This is a genomic window from Nitratireductor aquimarinus (assembly GCF_017255295.1).
Lineage (GTDB): Bacteria > Pseudomonadota > Alphaproteobacteria > Rhizobiales > Rhizobiaceae > Nitratireductor > Nitratireductor aquimarinus.
On sequence record NZ_JAFKDE010000008.1, the window covers coordinates 173640 to 189136 of the forward strand.

Sequence of the window (15497 nt, forward strand, 5' to 3'; positions counted from 1 at the left end):
ATAAGATCGCGGATAAGCGCCGCTGGGGCGCTGGAGGCCAGCTTAGTCATGATACTGCATCACCTGCTCGACAAGGACGACAAGGAAGTATCCCTGACGTTCGGCAAGGGCCTGTCCGTTATCATGGCTTTCGAGGGGCGTAACAGCGAACTCACCATTTCGGAAATCGCCGAGAAGGTGGAGCTGAACCGCGCGGTGACACGGCGTCTCGTGCGCACGCTGGAGCAGCTCGGTTTCGTGGCCCATGATCGCGGGCGCTATCAGCTAACGCCGCGCGTGCTGCGGCTGACGCGCGGGTTCCTCGAAACCCGCAGCATTCCGCAGGTGGTGCAGCCGGTTCTGCGCAACGTCTCTCACGAGATCGGGGAATCGGTATCCTTCGCCATGCTGGATGGCGACGAGGCCGTGTATGTCGCCCATGCTTTCGTGCCGAGCCGCTTCACGCTCAACATGGTCACTGTCGGCAGCCGCGTGCCGCTGACGCCGACTGCCGCCGGCCGCGTCATCCTCGCATTCCTCGACAGGGAAGAGCGCGAAGCGATCCTCGATCGCCTCAGCCTGTCTGCCTATACGGAAAAAACGCTGGTCGAGCGCCGGGAGTTCACCGACCTTTTGAACTCCATCCGGTTCAGCGGCTTCTCGTTCAGTGAATCGGAATATGTGGAAGGCGTCAGCTCGCTCGCCCTTCCGGTCTTTGACCGCGACAAGCGTGTCGTGGGCGCGGTGTCGATCATCTTCCCGCAGGGCCAGTATGACGAAAACGACCTTCACGACCGCTTGATCGAAAAACTGCTGCGCTGCACAAACGACATCGGCGCGGTTTTCTAGAACGAACACAACCCGGCTTCAGTCCATCCAGACATCCGTTCGCAGCCGGAACCGGTTGGGGTCGTAGATCGCGTGGGTGATCTCAACGAGCCTGCCATCTTCGGCGTAAAGTTCTGCATCGAGCGCAATGACGGGCATGCCCGCTTCCAGCCCGATGGAGGCGGCGGCCTGCGACGGGCAGGCAAGCGCCGTCACGGACTGGCGCAGCCGCGTGATCTGCAGATCAAAGAGACCTTCGATGAGCTCGAAGACCGAGCCGCCCACCCGGTCGAGAACCGGGTCGATCCCCGCAAACGCGCCATCGACAAACATGACCAGCCAGCTGACCGGCTTTTCGGACTGCCCGAGAAAACGTTCCGCCGTGATCTCCAGCCAGAAGCCGGTAGAGCTTTGATGCTTGCCCAGAAACGGGCTTTCGCCATCGGCCACGTGACGCGTCTTGAGCACCTGAAGCCGTGAACTCTTCGTCAGGCTGAGCAGTTCCGGGAAACCGCTGGTCGCCATGCGCAGGCTCTTTTGCGGCTGGTTGGAGACGACAATTGTTCCAAGCCGGCGGCGTCTTTCGACCAGCCCCTCGCTTTCCAGCTCGGCCATGGCGCGGCGGAGCGTGGTGCGGCTCACATTGTAGTCGGCAGCAAGATCGACCTCCGGCGGCAGCCTTTCGCCCAGTTTCAGCGCGCCGGACGTGATGCGGTCGCGCAGCGTCTGGGTGAGTTGGGCGTGGCGGGGAAGAGGTGCATTCATCGATCAGATACTGCTCGGCAACCAGAGGACAATTTGCGGAAAGACTGCAAGTAGAATGGCAAAACCCAGCATGATTAGGAAGAAGGGAAACACCGCTCTGAAGAGAAACGACATCGGAAGACCGGTGCGCGACTGAATAACAAACAGATTGAAGCCGACCGGTGGCGTGATTTGCGAAATTTCGACGGCGATCACGATGAAAATGCCGAACCAGACCGGATCGAAACCGGCTGCGACCACCAGCGGCAGGGTGATCGGCAGGGTCATCACGATGATCGACGTGCCGTCGAGGAACATGCCGATCAGCACATAAAACGCCAGCAGGAAAACGATCAGCATCATCGGCGAAAGCTCAAGCAGCGCAATCTGCCCTGCAATCGCCTTCGGGAGCCCCAGAAAGCCGAGCGCTGCGTTCAACAGGGCCGCGCCGGCAAGGATCAGCCCCATCATGGCGCTGGTTGCTACGGCGCTGCGTCCGGCCATCGCCAGCCCCTTGAAGGTCAGGCCGCCGCGCACCCAGGAAAGGATCAGCGCGCCCAGAACACCGGTCGCGGCAAGTTCGGTCGGGCTGGCCAGCCCGAAATAGAGCGCGCCCATGATGCCGCCGATAAGCGCGACCATCGGCCCGATTTCCCGCAGGCCGCGCCATCGGTCCGCCCAGCTGTAGCGCGCGCGCTCTTCCTGCCGCCCTGAAACCGTGTGCGCCACGGCAATGTAGGACACAAAGATCGTCGCCAGAAGAATGCCGGGAACGATGCCTGCGATGAACAGTTCGAGAATGCTCTGCTGCGCGGCCACGCCGTAGATGATCATGATGATCGAGGGCGGGATCAGGAAGCCGAGCGTGCCGGAGCCGGCCAGAGAACCGACGGAAAGCCGCCGGTCATAGCCACGCGCTTCAAGTTCCGGCAGGGTGACGCGCCCGACAATGGCCGTCGTCGCCGCCGATGAGCCGGAAACGGCGGCAAACAGGGTCGATCCGGCGACATTCACATGCAGCAATCCACCGGGCAGGCGGGTCACCCATGGTGCGAGCCCGGAAAAGAGAGACTGGCCGAGCCGCGCCGTCACCAGAATATCGCTCATCAGAATGAAGAGCGGCAGCGCCAGCAGTTCCTGTGCGGTGAGCGACGACCAAAGGAGTTTGCCCGTATAGGCAATCAGCGGCAGGTTGGGCTTGAAGACGGCAAGCAGCGTGAACGCCACGCCAAAGAGCGAAAGCCCGACCCAGACCGAGCCCAGCAGAAACGCTGCAAACAGCAGAAGCGTGAGGAGCCCGATCTCAAGCATCGGCTTCCTCCTTGGCAAGCGGCTGTTCGGCCGGCAGGTCGAGCCATAATCGGATCGTGCGGGCGCACAGGTCCAGAACGAGCTGCGCTGCACCCAGAACGGCGAGTGCCTGCGGATAGATGAGCGGCGTGTTCGTGTAGCTCGACTGGCGCAGGCCGCGCGCCCATGAATTGGCGAAGAGAGACCAGAAGGAAATCAACACAAGCAGCGCCAGCGCGATACCGACAACCGTCGCCGCAATGTTGAGCCAGCGCTGTCCCTGCAGCCCGAGAAAGCCTTGCGCAAGTGTGACACGCACATGGCTGCCGCGCCGCAGCGCCGGACCGGCGCCGAGCAGGAAGACCCCGGCCATCGCAAAGCTCGAAAACTCCCACGACACCGCCAGGCTGGTGGCGAGAAAGCCACGGCTGAAGACTTCCGCCAGCATCAGGAGGCAAAAGCTGTATAGCAGGATGCTGGCCAGCGTTTCAGCCAGCCACGACGTCGTGTCGGAGAATTTCAGAAAGCCGTGCAACATTGGGCCCCCGGAAGCGGGCGTCCCGTTGAAGGACGCCCGGAATTGGCTACTTGCCGGCTGCCTTGGTGTAGGCTTCGATCACCGGGCCGGCCTCGGGCACGCGCTCGATGAACTCATCCCACATGGTGCGGCCGCTCTCGCCCATCAGCGTCATGAGGCTCTCGTCCGGCTGAACCATGGTCATGCCGTTTTCGGCCAGAGTCTTGCCTTTGGTTTCGTCTTCGGCTGCAGAGAGCGCCCAGAACTCATCCTGCATCTTTGCAGCCAGTTCCTCGATCTTGGTCTGCTCTTCGGGCGAAAGCGCGTTCCAGGTATCGAGATTGACGGTTACGGCGTCCGAAGAGGTGGACCACTGCATGGGGCTGAAAAAGGCGGTGAGATCCCACAATTTGCCATCGACGCCCGAGGAGGTGGAGGTGGCCACACCGTCGATGGTGCCGGCGGCCAGAGCGGGGGCGACATCGCCCCAGGGCATTTCCAGCGGTGCTGCGCCAAGCAGCGTCAGGAACTGGAAGCTGGCCGGGTTGAATGCGCGAATGCGCACGCCTTCCATGTCGGCGGAGGAGCTGATCTTCTCACGCGAGTAGACGCCCGGCGAAGGCCACGGAACATAGTAGAGGATCTTCTGATTGTGGCGCTCGGCGATCTCGTCATAGAGCGGCGATGCGGCTTCGAGGAAGAGTTTCATCTCATCCTGTCCGCGGATCAGGAAGGGAAGGGTGTCCATCGCCAGAACCGGCTCTTCGCCAGCCTGAAGGAAGAGAAGGACGCTGCCCATCTGCACAATGCCATTTTCCACGGCTGCCAGAGATTCCGAGGCGGAAACGCCAATCTCGCTGCCCTTGTGCACGGTGATCTCGACGGACCCGCCAGTGGCTTCCTTCACGGCTTCAGCGAACCTGTTTGCCGCAACGTTCTGGAAGTTCGTCTCGGGCCACGGCGTCGAGAAGTCCAGCTTGGTCTGGGCCATTGCCGAACCGCTCACGAGAGCAAGCGCTGCGCCTGCCGCCAGTGCCTTGAGTGAATATGCGATCATTGTCCGTTCTCTCCTCTTGAAGGTGCTATTGTCGGTTCTTCACTTCATTTCAAGCCATAGATCTCGTGCGCGACAGCTTGCGTGATCATGCCGCGCCGCAGATCGTCTTCCACGCGTTCCGTTCCGCGTTCGGTTGCGGGGCCAAAGCCGCCACCACCCGGTGTGCGCAACACCAGCGCCTCGCCCGGTGGAACCCGGTAGAGCCCTTTCGACGTGATCTCCGTTCCGTCGGTAATGCGGGCAGCGCCCGGCAGTCCGGAAAGGCCGCCCTCCCGGCCTTCCGCGCCGCGTCTCAGCCGCTCGAACGCGGCGGCGGACACGATCAGCGCCTGATCCTTTGCCGCGCGGATGCGGATTTCCTGCCCGAGCCCGCCGCGCCATTTTCCCGCGCCGCCGCTGTCCGGTGCGAATTCCTTGCGCTCATAGATGAGCGGAGCGACGGATTCGGCCACTTCGACCGAAACCACACCGACGCCCGAAGGAAAGGCGGTCGTCGACAACCCATCGGATGCGGGCCGTGCGCCCATGCCGCCAAGCGCCACATTGAGCGAAGCGAAACTGCGGGCTTCCGGCCCAGCGTCTTCGCCGGAAATCGCCAGAACCCAGAGCGCACCCGCACTTTCGGCAAGGATCTGCCCCGGCATGGCCTGTGCGAGGCAGCCAAGCATCAGGTCCGGCAGAGCCTGCCCAACCACATGCCGCGCGGTGACCGGCGCGGGGCGCTCGGCAGAGACGATCAGACCGGAAGGCGCAGTAATGCGGATTGCCTCCAGCGAGGCGTGGTTGTTGGGCACATGCGGCGCGACCGCGACCTTGATGCCGAAGGAGGCATAGGCCTGACTATAGCCGAGTGGGCAATTGATGCCGCGCGGAGCGGCAGGCGACGAACCGGCCAGATCAACCTCGATCACCCCGTCGCCGATGGTCATCCGCGCCCTGATCTCGATTGGCGCATCGTAACCGTCAAGCGTGGTGTCGGCGCTGTAAATACCGGCAGGCAACCGCGCGATGGCTTCCCGCGTGGCCGTGGCGGAGCGCTCGAAGATGAACGCGGCCAGTGGCTGCAACGAGGTCAGCTCGTATTCGGCCATCAGGTCGAGCAGCCGCTTCAGCCCTTCATCATTGCAGCTCATCAGCGAAATGATGTCGCCCCGCGCCTCGCGCGGGATGCGCGAATTCGCCGTGACGATGCCGAGGAAATCCTCGTTCAGAACACCGGCCTTGCGCAGCTTCATCACGGGGAAGAGAACGCCTTCCTCCTGAACGGAGCGCCCTTCGGCCGACCAGCCGAGCCCGCCAATGTCGACCACATGGCAGGTCGAGGCGAGGTAGCCGACAATCCGCCCATTCACGAATGCCGGCGTGACGACAACGAAGTCGAACACATGGCCGGCACCCAGCCAGGGATCGTTGGTGACAAGCACATCGCCTTCGACCAGCGTATCTGCCGGAATGTGCTCCAGCATGGCGCAGACGGAACGCGCCATCGTGTTCACATGGCCCGGCGTGCCGGTGACGGCCTGCGCCATCATGCGGCCTTCGGCATCGAAAACGCCGGCGGACAGGTCTCCGGACTCGCGAACGATCGCACCGAAAGCCACACGCAGAAGCGCGTTGGCCTGTTCCTCCGAAACCGAAATCAGCCGGTTCCAGAGCACGTTCATGGCGATGATGTCTGCGTCGGAAAGGGGAGTGGTGGCGTTCATGGCCGCACCTCGCGGTCGAGAATGACATGACCGAAGGGATGAAGCGTAATCGCCCATCCGGTCGGAACGTAGGCGGTGGTCTGGGCTTCGCTCACCAAGGCGGGGCCGGGCAGGGGCTGGCCGGGCGCCAGCCCTTCACGCGGCACCAGCGCGCTTTCGACGAATTCGCCGCGCACCGGGTCGAACACCTTTACCGTTCCGGCAATGGTCGTTTGCTTTCCGGCGTCCGCTGCCGGCGCTTCCACCAGCGGTGCGGCCGGGCCACGGCAGATGAGCGACAGGGCGACCAGTTCGACCGGATTGTTTTCCAGAACGGTGCCGTAAGTCTCGCGGTAGAGCGTGATGAAAGCCTGCTCCAGCGCCTTTGCATCGGCGGGGTTTGCAAGCGGTTTTTCGAGAGGCACGCGCAGCGCGTGTCCCTGTCCGCTGTAGCGCAGTTCGGCTGCAAGGCTGATCGTCGCCGGTTCTCCCTCGGCAAGGGCCGGCAGAACCACTGCGGACGCCTCCCTGCGCATCTCTTCCTGCAGCATGGCGAGACGGTTGAGGTCCAGGCGCTCCATTGGCGCAAGCGTCGAGCGGGCCACCTCATAGGCGACCGGCGCACTCAGGAAACCGAGGGCGGACCCCACGCCGGCAAACGTCGGAATAATGACACGCGCAATGCCCAGCTTTTCGGCAATGCGCACCGCGTGCAACGGGCCTGCGCCACCGGACGCCATGATCGTGTAGCGGGTGACATCCTTGCCCTGTTCGATGGCATGAACGCGCGCGGCATTGGCCATCGCTTCCTCGCCCACTTCCAGAATGCCGGCTGCGGCCCATTCGGCAGAGCTCAGGCCAAGCGGCGTGGCGACATGTTCTTCTATGGCGGCGGTCGCAAGCTCCGGCTGAAGCGTGATCTTGCCCCCGGCAAAGCCTTCGGGACGGATCTTGCCGAGCACCACATTGGCGTCGGTGATGGCCGGCATGGCGCCGCCCAGCGCGTAACAGGCGGGGCCTGGAACCGAACTTGCGCTTTCCGGTCCGACCGCGAGCCGCCCAAGCGCATCGCGCCTGGCGATGGAGCCGCCGCCCGCGCCGATCTCAACCAGTTCCGTGGTCGGCACGCGAACCGGCAGGCCGCTGCCCTTGATGTCACGCCATGCGCGGGCAACTTCAAAGCGGCGGGTGGTGGCCGGAACGGCATCTTCAAGAAAGCAGATCTTTGCAGTCGTGCCGCCCATATCGAAGGCGAGAAGCTTTGCCTCATCGGTCTCGCGCGCAACACGCGCGCCCAGCGCGACGCCGCCGGCCGGTCCCGATTCCACCAGTCGGATGGGAATGCGGGCCGCCTGTTCCAGCGTCGTCAAACCGCCGCCCGAAAGCATGAGCATGAACTGCCCGGCAAAGCCGCGCTCCCGTAATGCAGCGTCGAAGCGGTGCAGATAATGCGCCATGAGCGGGCGCACATAGGCGTTGGCGCAGGTGGTCGAAAAACGCTCATATTCACGGATTTCCGGCGAAACCTCGCAGGAAAGGCAAATCGTCACCTTGGCGGGCAGGTCTTCGCGCAGCCAGTCGTGAACCAGCTTTTCATGCGCGGGATTGACCGTGGCGTGCAGGAAGCCGACTGCGACCGCCTCAACGCCCTCGTCGCAAAGGCGCGCGGCGAGAGCCCGAACATCCTCGCGATCCGGCGCAGCCAGAACCCTGCCATCTGCGGCGATGCGCTCGCGCAGTGTGAAGCGCAGTTCGCGCGGAACCAGCGCCTGCGGAAGCTGCAGGTCGGTGTCGTACTGTTCAAAACGCTTCTCATAGGCCATCTCGAGGATGTCCCTGAAACCTTCCGTGGTGATGAAGGCCGTCTTCGCGCCGCGCCGCTCGATCAGCGCATTGGTGGCGAGCGTCGTACCGTGGATGACCGTGCGCACATCGGCGAAGGAAAGACCCAGCTCCGAAACCAGAAAGGCGCTTCCCTCCAGCGCGGCCTCTTCAGGGGCGGCCGGCGTGGTGAGCAATTTATGCGAATGGATCGCGCCCTCGCGTTCGAGAACGACGTCGGTGAAGGTGCCGCCAATGTCGATGGCAAGTCTGGTCATCGGAACTTCCTAGTCTGTACGATTTTTAATAGTATGAACCTTTCGGTTTGCGCAAGGCTTTTGCGCGCCGGCCCGTTTCTGCCTGTGAGAAAGCGCGCATGGCTGGAGAGCGCCTCCGGTCGAAGGCGCTTTACGAATGTCGCAGTCGGTGACGGGTCAGCGGGGCAGGGAGAGTTCGGCGGCTTCGCGCATCTGCAATGGCGTGGTGATGCCGAGAAGGGCCATGTCGCGGTCCACTTCTTCGCGCAGCAGCGCCGCCACGTGTCGCACGCCGTCCTCGCCGTGGGTTGCCGCTGCATAGAGGAAGGGACGCCCCACGAAGACGAAGTCCGCCCCCAGCATGATCGCTTTCAGAACATCCGTGCCCCGGCGGATGCCACTGTCGAACATGACGGGCATCTCCGGCACGGCTTCCCGTATCGAGGGGAGAACCTGAAGGGGCGAAACGGCTGTGTCGAGCTGGCGGCCACCATGATTGGAAACGATGACCCCGTCGCAGCCCAGCGTCCGGGCCATGCGCGCATCATCCGGGTGCAGAACGCCTTTCACGATCAGGCGGCCCGACCACAGGTCGCGTATGCGGCGGATATCCTCCCAGCACAGCCGGTCGCGCTCGATGGTCGAGCGAACGAGATCGCGGGAGAAAAGAGGCGGGCCCTGTACGGCCTCCATGTTTTCGAAATGCGGCATGCCGCGCATCGCGATTTCACGTCCCAGCGTGCCGAGCGTCCATCGGGGATGGGTGATGCCCTGCCAGACAAGCTGCGGCGTGATGCGAAAGGGTGCATCGAAGCCGTTGCGCGCATTGTTTTCGCGATTGCCCGCCACCGGAACGTCGCCGGTCACCACAAGATGATCGAAACCGGCAGAGGAAACGCGTTTCAGAAGCGGCTCGATGCGCCCCATGTTGCCCGGTATATAGGCCTGAAACCAGCGGCTTCCGCCTTCTCTGGCGACCCTTTCGAGCGGCGTCAGGGACGCTGCCGAGCAGATTGCAAAACTGCCGGCGGACGCCGCGCCTCTGGCCAGCACCACATCGCCGTCAAAGGCTGCCAGTGCACTAAAACCCATCGGCGCAACGCCGAAAGGCACTGGATAGCTCTGATCGAACAGGCGCGTTTCCAGAGAACGCTGCGAAACGTCCTGCAAGATGCGTGGCTGGAGACCGATATGCCCGAAGGCTGCGCGGTTGGCGCGCAGACTTGCATCCGTCTCCACGCCGCCGCTGACATATCCGAAAATCGACTTCGGCAGGAGCCGGCGCGCACTGCGCTCGAAATCATCCAGTGAAAGGTGGCCGCGCAGCCTGCGCGGCACCCTGGACGGCTTGCGCCGCGAAATGGAGACCGGGTCCGTGGAAGTCGTATCGTTCATCTACTCAAATTCGCAGCCGCGCGATTGCAGGCTTTCCATCACCCAGCCTCTTTCGACGCTGCCATCGGCAATCTTGGCCATTTCAACCTGTTCTGCGTCCTGTTTCCTGCGCGTCGCGGCGAGGATGGTTTCCGTCTGGTCGAACGGCACTGTAAGCACTCCGTCGCCATCGGCAAGCACCAGATCGCCAGGTTCGATGACCATGCCGTCGATTGCGATGGTGGTGTTCACCTCGCCGGGGCCGTCCTTGTAGGGGCCGCGATGGGTGACGCCCGCAGCGTAGAGCGGAAAATCCATGCGCCGGATCTCGTCGGCATCGCGGATTGCGCCATTGACGATGATGCCGGCAACCCCGCGCTTTTTCGCAATCGCAACCATGATCTCGCCGAGGATCGCCGTGGTCAGGTCACCGCCGGCGTCCACAACGATCACGTCGCCCGGTTCGGCAATGTCGAGCGCATGATGCAGCATCAGATTGTCGCCGGGACGGGTGCGGACGGTCAGGGCCGGTCCTGCCAGAACGCTCCGAGCGTCGTGGATCGGCCGCAGCCGCGCGCCACCGGCATACATGCGCGACATGCAATCGCTCACATTGGCGACCGGCAGCTCACGAAACGCGTCAATGGTGCTCTGCTCCACGCGCCGCTGCCGTTTGCGCACACAAAAGCCGATGGTCATAGTTCTACTTCCTTCTCAAGCAACAGGGCATTCAAGACTTTGTCGGCAATCATCATGCCGGTACGGCGCAGGCCGGCCTGCGTGGATGCGCCGATATGAGGGGTGCCGATGAAATTCAGGTCGTCCGCGAAAAGCAGCGCGTCAGGCGGAGGCGGCTCGCTTTCGAACACATCCGAGGCAGCGCCCGCGATCTGACCGGACCGCATGGCCTTCGCCAGAGCGGCTTCATCCACGATCCCGCCGCGCGCGCAATTCACCACGAATGCGCCGGCGCGAAGCTGATCCAGCGCCCGCGCGTCGATCAGATGATGTGTCTCAGGCGTCAGCGGCAGATGCAGGAAAAGAAGATCCGTTTCTGCCAGAAAGGCGTCGAAATCCGCTTTACGGGCGATGGTTTCCGGCCAAAGCTGCTCCGGCAGCACGGGGTCGTATCCGTGAACCTGCGCGCCGAACCCGTCCGACAGGCGTTTCGCCACCGCACGTCCAATGGCCCCGACGCCGAGAATGCCGGCGCGGCGCTCCGACAATTCGTAGCCGACGCGAACGCCGTCATCGCCGTTTCGGCCTTTGCGCAACGCCTGGTCATGCCGGTGCGGGCTGCGAAGCAGGGTCATGGCGTGCAGCACGGCGAGGTCCGCGACCGATTCGGCGTTCGCGCCTTCGGTCTTGAACACTTCAACGCCGCGTTCCGCCATCAGGGGCAGGTCGATATTATCCGTTCCAGCACCGTGCTTGCCCACGACGCGAAGTGCTGGCAGACGGTCGCAAAGCGTTCTGTCGATCGTGTTGGCGCGCACGATGATCGCCTGAACTTCGTCGCTGCGCGCTTCTGGAAGCGGGCCGGGGCCCAGGATTTCCGTGACCGCACCCAGTTTGTCGAGCGCGTCGGCGTGGATCGGTTCAGTGATCCAGATGACCGGGCGATTGCTCATGCCGCTCCTCACAGTCCGGTTGGGTGGTTTTTAGAAGCCAGTTGATCGCGTGATCGGGCGTTTCATCCGGACCGGCCCCAAAGGAGGCGGTTCTGGCGAACAGGCTTGATGCTGCATCAGCCATGATCGGCCGCATGCCGGCCTTCTCCATGAGGTCTGAAGCGGCAACGATCTCCACATGCCGGCGGGCTGCGTGTTTTGGATGGGTGCGCAGCATTTCGGCCAGGAAGGCATTGATGTCGACTTCCGAGAGGTCGGACAGGGCGAGCGGCAGGTTCTCGTTCTGGTCAAGCGTTGCTGCGGCAAGCTGTGTTTCCACCACAAGCGCTTCAAGGCCCTTCATGAAAAGCGAGCGCAGGAGTTTCAGTGTGCTGGCGTCTCCCGGAACCCCATCAAGGCAGGTTATGCGACAGCCAAGCGGAGCGAGGATATCGGCAACCGCCTGCGCCTTTTCGCCGGCAAGAATCATCGGTGTTGCAACGCCGCCAAGCCCGACAGCGCCCATCACCGTGCCGTCAACGAGCCGGTCTCCCAAAAGCTCCTGCGCCGCGTGCATCGCCTCGGGCGTCGAGGATGTGAGATCGAGCACGGGGCAGTCGCCCGGCCGCTCGCCAATCGCTGCTTCGATCTTGAGGCTCACGGAGGCCGGCGTCAGAACGACAGCCAGGTCCATGCCGTCAAGTGTGTCAGGAAGCGTGTGCGATGTATCAATCCCCAGCCTGCCTGCCGCTTCCATGGCGGTTGCATTCAGTGCGGGGTCTACGGCAGTGACTTTTGCGCCTGCTTTTGCGAACGCCTCGCAATATACCCGGCCTGCGGCGCCGAAGCCGACGACCAGCAACCGGACACCGTGAGTGCCGGACGAATCATTCATTTCTTTGTCTCCTCCCGAGCGCCATATGGCATCGGATTGCCATTCAGCTTGATACAAAAAAAATACAAAAAGCAAGACAGAAACCAGAGCCGGCTTTCATTTTCATTTCTAGAACGGGGCCCTTCGCAAAATTTTAGCGCGTAAAAACAATAGGTTTTGATATTTTTGCATGAGCCGTGCAAAAATCTCTTTACGCTGGCGCATCCCTGAACTTAACGTAATATGTATCCATAATGCCTGTGAGGAGCACGGGCCAAGGGAGGAAACATGATCAAACTTGCCATCGCTTCGGCGCTCGTCGCCGGGTCCATCACTGCCGCACACGCCGAATATCCCGAGCGCCCGATCAACATGATCGTCGCCTACAGCGCCGGTGGCGGCACCGACATTGCCGCGCGCACGCTCGCGCCATTCATTGAGAAATATCTCGGCGAAGATGCTTCCATCGTTGTTCTGAACCGCCCCGGCGCAGGCGGCGAAATCGGCTTTACCGAGCTGGCGCAGTCCAAGCCGGACGGCTACACGATCGGCTTCATCAACACGCCGAACATCCTGACAATCCCGATTCAGCGCAAAGCGCGCTACTCGCTCGAGAGCTTCACGCCGATCGCCAATGTGGTCGACGATCCGGGCGCTTTCAGCGTGCTTCCGTCCAGCGGGATCAAGACGTTCGACGATCTGATCGCCTATGCAAAGGAAAACCCGGGCAAGCTGACCTACGGCTCCACGGGCATCGGTTCCGACGATCACCTCTCGGCGCTGGAGTTCGAGCGCATAACCGGCGTTCAGCTCAAGCATGTTCCCTTCCCGGGAAATGCCGATGTGCGCACGGCAACGCTTGGCGGCCACATCATGATGGCCAGCATGAACATCTCCGAGACGATTGCCGACGTTCATGAAGGCGCGCTGCACGCGCTTGGCCAGATGTCCAATGAACGCTGGGATGGCGCGACCGAAGTTCCGACCTTCAAGGAAGAAGGTTACGACGTGATCATGGGCTCCATGCGCGGCATCGCCGCCCCCGCCGGCGTTCCTGAAGATGTCGTCGCCAAGCTGGAGGAAGCGCTGAAGGCTGCCGTTGCGGATCCGGAATTCCAGACAAAAGCGAAGGAACAGCATCTGGCGCTGTCCTACATGAACGCAGCCGCGTACAAGGCTGAGCTCGAGTCGCTCGACGCGACGTTCCGCGAGCTTTGGGAGACGACGCCCTGGGTTCAGGAGTAGTCGCAAGACCGGTTGTTGTCGGCGGGGCCTGGGTCGTCATGCGTCCATTCGGATGCACAAAGGACGATCTCATCTGTTGATGAAGCATCGGAATAACCGAAAAGCGGTTTCCGTTTTTCGGGACGATGCTCTGGCCCCGCCTTCACTGTTTGGAGTGGGAGGGGGATGTGAGACGAGCCGTTTTTGAAAGCGGATTCGCACTGGCGGCCGTTGTGCTGAGCCTGCTGGGTCTGCTTGAGGCCTGGAGATATTCGGGCGAGGGCGGTTTGATGCCGCGTGGCGTCATGACCCTCATGCTGGTTCTGTCAGGCTTATGGCTCGCCCAGTCCGTCAGCGCCCTGCGGCAGGCGGATGCGCCGATGCTTGCCCCCACTTCGGCACAGCTGCGTGGCGCGCTCCTGCTGATTGTTGCAGGCGCAGCACTCCTCTTCGGCATGCGATTTGTCGGCTTCTACACGAGTGCGGCCATCATCGTGCCGACGCTGGCCTGGGGACTCGGATACCGAAACCTGAAGGGCCTCATCATCGGCACGGTGCTGTTCGTCTGTGTGCTGATCGCCGTGTTCCGTTTCTTGCTGGTGGTCCCCTTGCCGCCCGAGATTATCCTCTTGCCGTTCGGAGGCTGATATGGGGGACGTTTTTCAGCATATTCTTGACGCGCTGCCGCTGGTTTTCTCGCTGGGGACCATCATCGCGATGATCGGCGGAACGATCATCGGCATCGCGGTTGGCGCGCTGCCCGGCCTCTCGGCCACGATGGGCATCGCAGTCCTCATTCCCCTGACTTTCACCATGGAACCCGTGGTGGCGCTTGGCATGGTCGCGGGCATCTACAATGGCGCGATGTATGGCGGCTCGATCCCGGCCATTCTTTTGCGCATTCCGGGCACGCCCGCGGGCATTGCAACCGTGTTCGACGGCTATCCCATGGCGCAGAGCGGCCATGCGAAGCTGGCGCTGCGCATCTCGCTGGTTTCCTCCAGCATCGGCTCTGCGGTCAGCGCAATTGCGCTTCTTTCGCTCGCGCCGCCGCTCTCGCTGATCGCACTGAAATTCAGCGCCGCGAACTATTTCTGGCTCGCCATCTTCGGCTTGATGACGATTGCCGTTCTTTTGTCCGAGAACCCGGTAAAGGGGCTTCTTTCCGCCTGTTTCGGTCTGTTTGTCGGCATGATCGGCATCGACATGATGACCGGTATGGAACGCTTTGCCTTCAATGAGCTGGAACTCCTCAGCGGCGTGAACATCATCGTGTTGCTCACCGGTCTCTACGCCATCCCGCCGGCCATCGATCTGGCATTGAGCCCGAAAAAGCCCGATGCCGAAGTGAAGGCGATCAATGAAGAGGAAATGGCCTTTCGCTGGTCGAGCCTGATCCCGGTCTGGATCCGTTCATCGATCATCGGTGTCGTGACCGGCATCATTCCGGCACTTGGCGGCAATGTCGCTGCCCTGTTCGCCTGGAACGAGCAGCGACGCAGCGATGCCGACAAGGACAAATACGGAAAGGGCGCACCGGAAGGCGTTGCCGCACCCGAATGCGCCAACAATGCCGACACGGCGGCAACGCTTATCCCGGCGCTGACGCTCGGCATTCCGGGCAGTTCGGTGGCCGCCGTCATTCTCGGCGCGCTTCTCGTGCATGGCCTGATCCCCGGTCCACAGCTTTTCCGCGACAAGGCCGAGATCACCTACGGCTTCATGCTCGCGATGCTGGTCACCTCCGGGCTGATGCTCATTCTGGGCAGTGTCGGCGCGCGGGCCTTCGTCAATGTCCTGAAAATGCCCACGCAGCTCCTGGCCCCCATGATCTTCGTAATGGCCACCATCGGCGTGTTCGCCATTCACAACAGCATGTTCGAAGTCTGGCTGATGCTGGGTTTCGGTGTGCTGGGCTATGCGATGGAGAAGATGGATATCCCGACGGCCCCGGCGGTTCTGGCCGTTATCCTCGGGCCGATTGCAGAAGAGAACCTGCGCCGCGCCCTGCTGATTTCGGGCGAGGGCGTGTTCTCGCTGTTTCAGGATGTTATTTCGCTGCTTCTGGTGGCGCTCATTCTCGCAACCACTGCACTGCCTCTCGCCATGAAAATGTGGAGGCGCAGAAGAAGCCGGATCGAAGCGCTTGCCAGCAGAGATTAGAAAGGCTGTCTTGCCAATTTCAGAAGGCTGCGCCATGCGCGGCCTTCTTCACGTATGATGGGGAGTAGTATGAG

The 15497-nt window shown here is 62.3% G+C and carries 14 protein-coding genes; 4 read left to right on the plus strand and 10 right to left on the minus strand.

The window, feature by feature from the left end; all coding sequences use genetic code 11:
- Positions 1-48: 48 nt before the first annotated feature.
- Complete coding sequence (locus tag JYP46_RS15235) at positions 49-828, plus strand: IclR family transcriptional regulator (RefSeq protein WP_113156849.1); 780 nt, start codon at positions 49-51, stop codon at positions 826-828.
- Positions 829-846: 18 nt separating this feature from the next.
- Here JYP46_RS15235 and JYP46_RS15240 read toward each other — a convergent pair whose 3' ends face one another.
- The 10 genes from JYP46_RS15240 to JYP46_RS15285 form a co-directional block, all read right to left on the minus strand.
- A complete protein-coding gene (locus tag JYP46_RS15240) occupies positions 847-1572 on the minus strand; it encodes a GntR family transcriptional regulator (protein ID WP_113156850.1) in 726 nt (241 codons plus the stop codon).
- Between the two features lie 3 nt (positions 1573-1575).
- On the minus strand, positions 1576-2862 hold the full coding sequence (locus JYP46_RS15245) for a TRAP transporter large permease (RefSeq protein WP_113156851.1): 1287 nt from the start codon (positions 2860-2862) through the stop codon (positions 1576-1578).
- Positions 2855-3379, minus strand: a complete 525-nt coding sequence (locus JYP46_RS15250; RefSeq protein WP_206548577.1) for a TRAP transporter small permease subunit — start codon at positions 3377-3379, stop codon at positions 2855-2857. Before JYP46_RS15250 ends, JYP46_RS15245 begins: the two co-directional genes overlap by 8 nt.
- Before the next feature lie 46 nt (positions 3380-3425).
- Complete coding sequence (locus tag JYP46_RS15255; RefSeq protein ID WP_206548578.1) at positions 3426-4415, minus strand: TRAP transporter substrate-binding protein; 990 nt, start codon at positions 4413-4415, stop codon at positions 3426-3428.
- 44 nt (positions 4416-4459) lie between these two features.
- Positions 4460-6121, minus strand: a complete 1662-nt coding sequence (locus JYP46_RS15260; protein ID WP_206548579.1) for a hydantoinase B/oxoprolinase family protein — start codon at positions 6119-6121, stop codon at positions 4460-4462.
- Complete coding sequence (locus JYP46_RS15265) at positions 6118-8199, minus strand: hydantoinase/oxoprolinase family protein (RefSeq protein WP_206548580.1); 2082 nt, start codon at positions 8197-8199, stop codon at positions 6118-6120. Before JYP46_RS15265 ends, JYP46_RS15260 begins: the two co-directional genes overlap by 4 nt.
- A 156-nt stretch (positions 8200-8355) precedes the next feature.
- Entirely contained in the window at positions 8356-9573 is a 1218-nt protein-coding gene (locus tag JYP46_RS15270; protein WP_206548581.1) for an alpha-hydroxy acid oxidase, read from the minus strand.
- Positions 9574-10251 carry an RraA family protein gene (locus tag JYP46_RS15275; RefSeq protein ID WP_113156857.1) on the minus strand — a complete coding sequence of 226 codons (678 nt, stop codon included), beginning with the start codon at positions 10249-10251 and terminating at the stop codon, positions 9574-9576.
- Complete coding sequence (locus JYP46_RS15280) at positions 10248-11183, minus strand: NAD(P)-dependent oxidoreductase (protein WP_206548582.1); 936 nt, start codon at positions 11181-11183, stop codon at positions 10248-10250. The genes JYP46_RS15275 and JYP46_RS15280 overlap by 4 nt, the downstream gene beginning before the upstream one ends.
- Positions 11152-12057, minus strand: coding sequence for an NAD(P)-dependent oxidoreductase (locus JYP46_RS15285; protein WP_206548583.1), 906 nt, complete (start codon positions 12055-12057; stop codon positions 11152-11154). Before JYP46_RS15285 ends, JYP46_RS15280 begins: the two co-directional genes overlap by 32 nt.
- Positions 12058-12324: 267 nt before the next feature.
- On the opposite strand from JYP46_RS15285, the gene JYP46_RS15290 reads away from it, so the two are divergent.
- The 3 genes from JYP46_RS15290 to JYP46_RS15300 all read left to right on the plus strand — a co-directional run bounded on the left by JYP46_RS15290 (position 12325) and on the right by JYP46_RS15300 (position 15423).
- Positions 12325-13281: a Bug family tripartite tricarboxylate transporter substrate binding protein gene (locus tag JYP46_RS15290; RefSeq protein ID WP_206548584.1), complete on the plus strand. Its 957-nt coding sequence runs from the start codon at positions 12325-12327 to the stop codon at positions 13279-13281.
- Positions 13282-13448: 167 nt separating this feature from the next.
- A complete protein-coding gene (locus JYP46_RS15295; protein ID WP_206548585.1) occupies positions 13449-13907 on the plus strand; it encodes a tripartite tricarboxylate transporter TctB family protein in 459 nt (152 codons plus the stop codon).
- Position 13908: 1 nt separating this feature from the next.
- Positions 13909-15423: a tripartite tricarboxylate transporter permease gene (locus JYP46_RS15300; RefSeq protein WP_206548586.1), complete on the plus strand. Its 1515-nt coding sequence runs from the start codon at positions 13909-13911 to the stop codon at positions 15421-15423.
- The last annotated feature ends 74 nt before the right edge of the window (positions 15424-15497 follow it).

What these genes read in the sequence shown, in the direction of transcription:
- JYP46_RS15235 (WP_113156849.1), top strand. Translation starts at nt 49, where the DNA reads ATGATACTGCATCACCTGCTCGACAAGGACGACAAGGAAGTATCCCTG.
- JYP46_RS15240 (WP_113156850.1), bottom strand. Translation starts at nt 1,572, where the DNA reads ATGAATGCACCTCTTCCCCGCCACGCCCAACTCACCCAGACGCTGCGC.
- JYP46_RS15245 (WP_113156851.1), bottom strand. Translation starts at nt 2,862, where the DNA reads ATGCTTGAGATCGGGCTCCTCACGCTTCTGCTGTTTGCAGCGTTTCTG.
- JYP46_RS15250 (WP_206548577.1), bottom strand. Translation starts at nt 3,379, where the DNA reads ATGTTGCACGGCTTTCTGAAATTCTCCGACACGACGTCGTGGCTGGCT.
- JYP46_RS15255 (WP_206548578.1), bottom strand. Translation starts at nt 4,415, where the DNA reads ATGATCGCATATTCACTCAAGGCACTGGCGGCAGGCGCAGCGCTTGCT.
- JYP46_RS15260 (WP_206548579.1), bottom strand. Translation starts at nt 6,121, where the DNA reads ATGAACGCCACCACTCCCCTTTCCGACGCAGACATCATCGCCATGAAC.
- JYP46_RS15265 (WP_206548580.1), bottom strand. Translation starts at nt 8,199, where the DNA reads ATGACCAGACTTGCCATCGACATTGGCGGCACCTTCACCGACGTCGTT.
- JYP46_RS15270 (WP_206548581.1), bottom strand. Translation starts at nt 9,573, where the DNA reads ATGAACGATACGACTTCCACGGACCCGGTCTCCATTTCGCGGCGCAAG.
- JYP46_RS15275 (WP_113156857.1), bottom strand. Translation starts at nt 10,251, where the DNA reads ATGACCATCGGCTTTTGTGTGCGCAAACGGCAGCGGCGCGTGGAGCAG.
- JYP46_RS15280 (WP_206548582.1), bottom strand. Translation starts at nt 11,183, where the DNA reads ATGAGCAATCGCCCGGTCATCTGGATCACTGAACCGATCCACGCCGAC.
- JYP46_RS15285 (WP_206548583.1), bottom strand. Translation starts at nt 12,057, where the DNA reads ATGAATGATTCGTCCGGCACTCACGGTGTCCGGTTGCTGGTCGTCGGC.
- JYP46_RS15290 (WP_206548584.1), top strand. Translation starts at nt 12,325, where the DNA reads ATGATCAAACTTGCCATCGCTTCGGCGCTCGTCGCCGGGTCCATCACT.
- JYP46_RS15300 (WP_206548586.1), top strand. Translation starts at nt 13,909, where the DNA reads ATGGGGGACGTTTTTCAGCATATTCTTGACGCGCTGCCGCTGGTTTTC.